The organism is Bradyrhizobium sp. UFLA05-125 (assembly GCF_059803515.1).
This window is the reverse complement of the sequence record NZ_JBANBJ010000058.1, coordinates 44293-50861: the sequence shown is the minus strand read 5'-3', so window position 1 is coordinate 50861 and position 6569 is coordinate 44293. Positions and strand designations below refer to the sequence as shown.

The window sequence follows — 6569 nt, the reverse complement described above, 5'->3', positions numbered from 1 at the left end:
ACCTGCGGCTTCGGCGGGGCGGGCGGTGCCGGGGCAGCGGGAGTTTGGGCAGGTGTCGGTGCAGGCGGGTTGTTTGCAACCACCGGCGGCGTGGGCGCGGGTGGGACCGGCGACGGGGTGGTCGGCTGTGTCGTGGCCGCCGGCCGCGATCCGCTGGCGCCCGGAATGAAGGAGAAATCCTCGGCCAGCGAGGACGAGATCCACGGCACCTGCTCGTTGCGCGAGGCACGGGTAACGCCCATCTTGGTGCGGTTCAGCGTTTCCTCCGCCATCAGGTCGGGGACGCGGATTTCCTTCAAAAGTTCCTGGACGAACAGGCTGCGGTCACCGCCGGCATCCGAGGTCACCGAGCTCAAGGCTGCCGAATACATCACCAGCGTGCCGTTCGGCGCGATCACCGGGGCGAGGCCCGCGGAGAAGCTGCGGAACCGCCGCTCGAACGGGTTGCGCCGGGAGGCATCGATCAGCGCGATCTTGACGCCGGCGCCGCGGGTGTTGATCTCGCCGAGCACGGTCTCGATGCTGAAGCCGTCGCGGCGCACGTCGGACTCGGTCCAGATCTGGGCGTCGACCGGGATCATGTAGCTCTGGCGCGCCGACTGGATGCCGAAGCCGCTGTAGAAGATCAGCACGACCGCGCCGGGCTTGATCTTGCCATAGAGCTTGTCGAAGGCCCGGCGCATGCCGTCGCCGGTCAGGTTCTCGCCGACATCGATGGTAAAGCCGTCATGCTTGAGCTCGTCGGCGACGTCGCGTGCGTCGTTGATCGGCTCCTTCAGCGGGCTGTCGGCATCAGGATACTTGGCATTGCCTATGACCAGCGCATAGCGGTCGCCGGCGGCAAAGGACGGGGCGGTCAGGACGACCGAGAACGTCAAGAGCAGAAGCGAAAGAAAGCGAATCTTCATAACGAGCGCGGTCCAGCCAAAAAGGCGCCGTTCGCAAGCTTTGCGCCACGGCGACCTTAACTTACGCAATTTGCATTATCAAACCGGGGGGTGGGGGCGTCAACCGCTTGGAGACACGGCGTTATCGCGACAATTGACCGCGACGCCGCGGAAAAGATGGAAGGGACTAAAGCGGCTGTCACGGCATCGCTCGATCGGAGGGGAGCCCGGCGGGGATACCTCTCTTAGCGCGGCCATCGCGACAAAAATGTGATCGGTCTCACCTGGGGGACGCGCGAGAGGTACGTTTGACCTTTGGGTCCGGCGGTGGCTTGCTGCGTTCGCGACCGATCTTTAGAGCATGATCCGGAAAAGTGTGAAGCGGTTTTCCCTCGCGACAAACGCCGAACGCGTTTGCGCGGAGATCATGCTCAAACAACAATCTAAAGCGCGATGACGATTCATCCCAATCTCATCGCGCTTTAAGCTCCCCTCAACAAGCTCCCCTCAACGAAAAAAGTGCAACCATGGGAAACCTCTACGAAATCTACGCGCTGCGCTATGCGACGATGTCGCCCCGCACCCCCCACATGAACTTCCTGTCGCCGGATCCGCACGACAGCACCGCGCAGGATCTCGACTATTTCGTCTGGCTGATCCGCGGGGGCGGCCGCGATATCCTGGTCGATACCGGCTTCAACGCCGAGGAAGCGTCCTTGCGCGCTCGCAAGCTGACGCTCAATCCGGTCGACGCGCTGGAGCGCTTTGGTGTCAAGGCATCAGCCATTGCCGACATCATCGTGACGCATCTGCATTACGACCACGCCGGCAACCTCGATCGCTTTCCGAATGCGCGCTTCCATCTGCAGGAGCGCGCGACTGGCCGCTGCATGTGCAACGGCCTATTGCGACATCCATTCTCGGTCGAGCACGTCACGCAGATGGTGCGGCACGTCTATGGCGAGCGCGTCACCTTCTATTCCGGCGACGGCGAGGTCGCACCTGGCGTCACCGTGCACCGTGTCGGCGGTCATTCCGACGGCTTGCAGGTGGTCAGGGTCGAGACTGCGCGCGGGCCCGTGGTGCTCGCCTCCGACGCCGCGCATTACTACGCCAATCTGCAGCGGCGCAGCCCGTTCCCGATCGTCTACAATGTCGGCGACATGGCCGCAGGCTGGGAGACGATCGAGCGCCTCGCCGGCCACCCCGACCGCTTCATCCCCGGACACGATCCGCTGGTAACCGAGATCTATCCGCGCGCAAGCGACAAGGTCGATGCCTGGGCGCTGCATCTGCCGCCGACGCGATCGTTTGTGAAATAGAGATCGGTGCTAATCTCTCATCCTGACAGCTTGTGAGGTTTTCTCGTCATTCCGGGGCGCGCGTCAGCGCGAACCCGGAATCTCGCGCCACAACGCCAGCAACCATCTATTAATCGTGAGCATCCGCCTCTCGTGTCTTTTGCGTGAGTAGCGTTTAGGTTGTGAGCGGCGTTCGTTGAAAGCAACCATGCCGCTGCTTGCGAGACACGAAATTACTTCGTCGCCTTGACGACTGCGATGAGCATACAAATGAAATTGCTTGGGATTACAGCGCTTGTTGGAGTGGGAGCCTACGCCATCTGGACCGCGTTCAGGTTGGTCAATGCTCCCTCAACCGAGGAGGCTATGCAACTTTCCCTCAAAGCATTGGAAATACCGGGACTAGAAACCGCCTATGCGCTTCACAGTGATGCCTGTTCAATCACGAAAATGAGCATTTGGACCTGGAGCGTCGAATGCGAGGGCGTGCCGATGCATTTCTATCAGGATGTAACCTACTGCGAATCTCGGTCGCCGAAGGTCTGCACTGCGGCTGCATCTTCTGACTCGAACTGCCGGTCGTATTACTGGTTTATTGATTTAGAGGGGAAACCCTCGGCCCCGATCGGGAAGAGGAAGGGATATGCGTCCATCATGTCGGATTGCAAGCCGAAAGGCTCATTCGACTCGGAACGGAAGGAAATGGCCCGTCGCGGCATACGACCTAGCCCTGTGGAGATAGGCGTCCCGGCAGGCTCCATCACCGACAAGTCGGCAAATATTCAGCGCTGAGCGGCGAAGAACATCCCAGCTGACACCAAACTCTGTTGAGGGGCGCGAGCGGTCATACTCAGACGGATCGCAAGATTTCCGCTTGAGCGTCAGAAGCTGAGGTCCGCGCCCTAATACGCCTGCTTTGCATCCGCCTCTTCGCTGGTTTGGATCAAATCGAGGCTCTGCTCGATCTTGCCGAGCAGCGCCGACAATTGCTTGCGCTCTTGCGCGGAGAGGCAGCTGAGGATTTCGTCCTCCCGCCGCAACAATTGCGGAAACAGCTCTTCATAGAGCGCGCGCCCCTTCTTGGTGAGTTGCAGGCGGAACTCGCGGCGGTCGGCTTCGTTCTCGACGCGCTCGATCAGGCCGTCATGCAGCAGCGCGGTGACCGCGCGGCTGATCGTGGATTTGTGCGTGCGGGTGCATTGCGAGATGAACTGCGCGCTACAGGCATCGTTGCGGAAGCCGAGCGTCGCAAGCACGCGCCAGGCCGGAATGTCGAGCCCGTGCTGCTCCTGATACTCGACCGCGAGTGCGGAACTCACCTCTGCAGCTAGGCGGTTCAGGCGAAAGGGCACGAACTTGAACAGGTCGAGCCGCGCCTTCGGCCTCGAAGCCGCCTCGTCCGCTTCCTTTGCTCTCAATGCGGTGTCGCCCGATGTCCTCGCCAAAAAATCGCTCCGAATGCCAGTTGACGGACGGCGGCGGCCGGTCCAAGATAGTTGCACGTGAGACTATCTAGCAGATAAGTCCCCTCCTGACCAGAGCGAAAGGTTAGCGCATGGCGCAGGCAAAAACCCAGTTCGGCTATCGCCGCCACCCCGACCAGGATCGCCCCGGCCAGGCTCCGGCGGAGCATGCGATCGTGGTGGTGGGCGCCGGACCGGTCGGGTTGTCGCTTGCGCTCGATCTGGCGCAGCGCGGCCAGCGCGTGGTGCTGCTTGACGATGCCGACCGCATCGGTGAGGGCTCGCGCGCCATCTGCTTCTCAAAGCGCTCGCTGGAATATTGGGACCGGCTCGGCGTCGGCGACCGCATGGTCGAGAAGGGCGTGGTCTGGAGCGTCGGCAAGATCTTTCACGGCGAGTCCCAGCTCTACCAGTTCAACCTCTTGCCGGAAGAGGGTCACAAGCGGCCCGCCTTCATCAACCTCCAGCAATACTACGCCGAAGCCTATCTGGTCGACCGTATCAGGGACCTGCCGGAGATCGATCTGCGCTGGCGCAACAAGGTGGCGGCGCTCGAGCAGCGCAACGATTCCGTTGTTCTGACAATCGAAACGCCCGAAGGCGCCTATCGCCTTTCCGCGCAATACGTCATCGCCTGCGACGGCGCGCGCTCTTCGCTGCGGCAGATGGTCGGCGCGGAATTCGCCGGCCAGGTGTTCGAGGATCAATTCCTGATCGCCGACGTCAAGATGACCGCAGAATTCCCGACCGAGCGGTGGTTCTGGTTCGATCCGCCGTTCCATGCGGGACGTTCGGCGCTGCTGCACAAGCAGCCGGACGATGTCTGGCGCATCGACCTCCAGCTCAATCGCTATGCCGATCCGGCCGTCGAGAAGAAGCCGGAAAACGTGCGGCCGCGCATCGCGCGCATGCTCGGGCATGACAAGTTCGATTTCGAATGGATCTCGCTCTACAAATTCCAGTGCCGGCGGATGGATCGCTTCCTCCACGGCCGCGTGATCTTCGCCGGCGATTCCGCGCATCAGGTCTCGCCCTTCGGTGCGCGCGGCGCCAATTCGGGACTTGAGGACGCGGAGAATCTGTCCTGGAAGCTCGACCGGGTGCTGCGCGGCCAATCGCCCGCGACCCTGCTCGAGAGCTACCATGTCGAGCGCAGCATGGCGGCGGACGAGAACATCCGCGAATCGACCCGATCGACCGATTTCATGGCGCCGAACTCGCATCAGGAGGCGCGGCTGCGCAAGGCGGTGCTGTCGCTGGCGAAGGAGACCGAGTTCGGCAAACGCATGGTCAATGGCGGCCGGCTCTCGGTGCCTTGCAGCTACGATTCGCCGCTGTCCTCCGCAGACGCGGAGACGTGGAGCGGTGGTCCGCGTCCCGGCTGTTCCATGCTGGATGCACCGGTCGCGACGCGTGCGGGCGAGGGCGCCTATTTGACCGATATGTTCCGCAAGGGTGGAACGGGTTTTGCCATGCTCGGGTTTGATAATGGCGCGGCCATCGAGCTACCTGGCGGCGTCAAGGACATCCGCATCGGCGGCGAGAACGGACTGATCGACCCCGGCGGGCTGGCTGCGAAGCGCTACGACGCCGAGCCTGATACGGCCTATCTGCTGCGGCCTGATGGCTACGTCGCGGCCCGCTTCCGTCATCCGACAAAGGCGCTGGTCGCGGCGGCATTGTCGCGCGCTCAAGGCTTGAACTGAAGGTTTTGCGAATGGCTCTCTCCACCAGCTCGAATTTCGCGCGGCCCGACGACGCCTTCCGCGCCATCGTGGAAGCGCATCGCGGCCTGACCGAAGAGCAGAGCGCGGATTTCGACGCCGCCTTGGTCCTGATCCTCGCCAACCATATCGGCGACATCGACGTGCTCAAGGAAGCGATCGTGCTCGCCAGGTGCCGCATGGTCGACGGCCAGCAGCAACAACAGCAACAACAATAACCGTGCAAGGAACGAACTGATGGCGAAGAACTTCGCATCCACCGGCGATCTCGCGGAGAAGAAGGTTACCTTCTCCGAGATCGGTCCCGATCTCTATGCCTTCACCGCCGAGGGCGATCCGAACTCTGCGGTCATCGTCGGCGAGGACGGCTGTCTGGTGTTCGACGCGCAGGCAACACCGGCGATGGCGAACAAGGTGATCGAGCACGTAGCCAGCGTCACCGACAAGCCGATCAAATATGTCGTGCTGTCGCATTATCACGCGGTCCGCGTGCTCGGCGCATCCGCCTACAAGGCGCAAGGCATCGTCGCCTCGCAGGAAACCTATCGGCTGATCGAGGAGCGCGGCAAGCAGGATTGGGATTCCGAGTATGGTCGCTTCCCGCGCCTGTTCCAGGACGCCCAAAGCATTCCGGGGCTGACCTGGCCGACGCTCACCTTCGAAGGCGAGATGTCGATTTATCTGGGCAAACGCGAGGTGCGGTTGATGCAGCTCGGGGCGGGCCACACCTCGGGCGACATCGTCGCCTGGGTGCCGGATGCCGAGGTGATGTTCTCCGGCGATCTCATCGAATATCACTCGGCGTGCTATTGTGGCGATGCGCATTTGCGCGAATGGCCGCTGACGCTGACCGAGATCCGCAACTTCAATCCGAAGGCGATCGCGCCGGGTCGCGGCGATGCGCTGAAAGGCACGACCACCGCGCGCGAGGCGATCGCGATGACGCGTAACTTCGTCACCACGCTCTATGGCGCGGCGGAAGTCTCCGTCGCCAAGGGCCGCACGTTGAAGGAGACGATGGCGGCGACGCGCGAGGTGATGGATCCGAAGTTTTCGAGCTTTGCCATTTACGAGCACTGCCTGCCGTTCAACGTGTCGCGCGCCTTTGACGAGGCGTCCGGGATCGACGACCCCGTGATCTGGACCGACAAGCGCGACCAGGAGATGTGGGCTGCCTTGCAAGGAGGAGGATAG

At 62.3% G+C, this 6569-nt stretch carries 7 protein-coding genes; 5 read left to right on the top strand and 2 right to left on the bottom strand.

Going from position 1 to position 6569, the window contains the following annotated elements; all coding sequences use genetic code 11:
* On the bottom strand, positions 1–908 hold a 908-nt coding region (locus SO156_RS34115; RefSeq protein ID WP_498537830.1), incomplete at its 3' end, for a caspase family protein.
* A 506-nt stretch (positions 909–1414) separates the two neighbouring features.
* Between SO156_RS34115 and SO156_RS34110 the strand changes: the two genes are divergently transcribed.
* Positions 1415–2209: an N-acyl homoserine lactonase family protein gene (locus SO156_RS34110; RefSeq protein ID WP_498537829.1), complete on the top strand. Its 795-nt coding sequence runs from the start codon at positions 1415–1417 to the stop codon at positions 2207–2209.
* Between the two features lie 249 nt (positions 2210–2458).
* On the top strand, positions 2459–2980 hold the full coding sequence (locus SO156_RS34105; protein WP_498537828.1) for a hypothetical protein: 522 nt from the start codon (positions 2459–2461) through the stop codon (positions 2978–2980).
* A gap of 110 nt (positions 2981–3090) precedes the next feature.
* Here the strand turns inward: SO156_RS34105 and SO156_RS34100 are convergent, their stop codons facing one another.
* A complete protein-coding gene (locus SO156_RS34100; RefSeq protein WP_458149693.1) occupies positions 3091–3633 on the bottom strand; it encodes a MarR family winged helix-turn-helix transcriptional regulator in 543 nt (180 codons plus the stop codon).
* A 110-nt stretch (positions 3634–3743) separates the two neighbouring features.
* On the opposite strand from SO156_RS34100, the gene SO156_RS34095 reads away from it, so the two are divergent.
* The 3 genes from SO156_RS34095 to SO156_RS34085 are packed head-to-tail and all read left to right on the top strand — an operon-like array spanning position 3744 to position 6569.
* A complete protein-coding gene (locus tag SO156_RS34095) occupies positions 3744–5357 on the top strand; it encodes an FAD-dependent oxidoreductase (protein WP_498537827.1) in 1614 nt (537 codons plus the stop codon).
* Between the two features lie 11 nt (positions 5358–5368).
* The gene (locus tag SO156_RS34090; RefSeq protein ID WP_458149695.1) at positions 5369–5593 is read left to right on the top strand and encodes a DUF2783 domain-containing protein; all 225 of its coding nucleotides are present in this window, start codon (positions 5369–5371) and stop codon (positions 5591–5593) included.
* Positions 5594–5612: 19 nt separating this feature from the next.
* Positions 5613–6569, top strand: a complete 957-nt coding sequence (locus SO156_RS34085) for an MBL fold metallo-hydrolase (protein WP_458149696.1) — start codon at positions 5613–5615, stop codon at positions 6567–6569.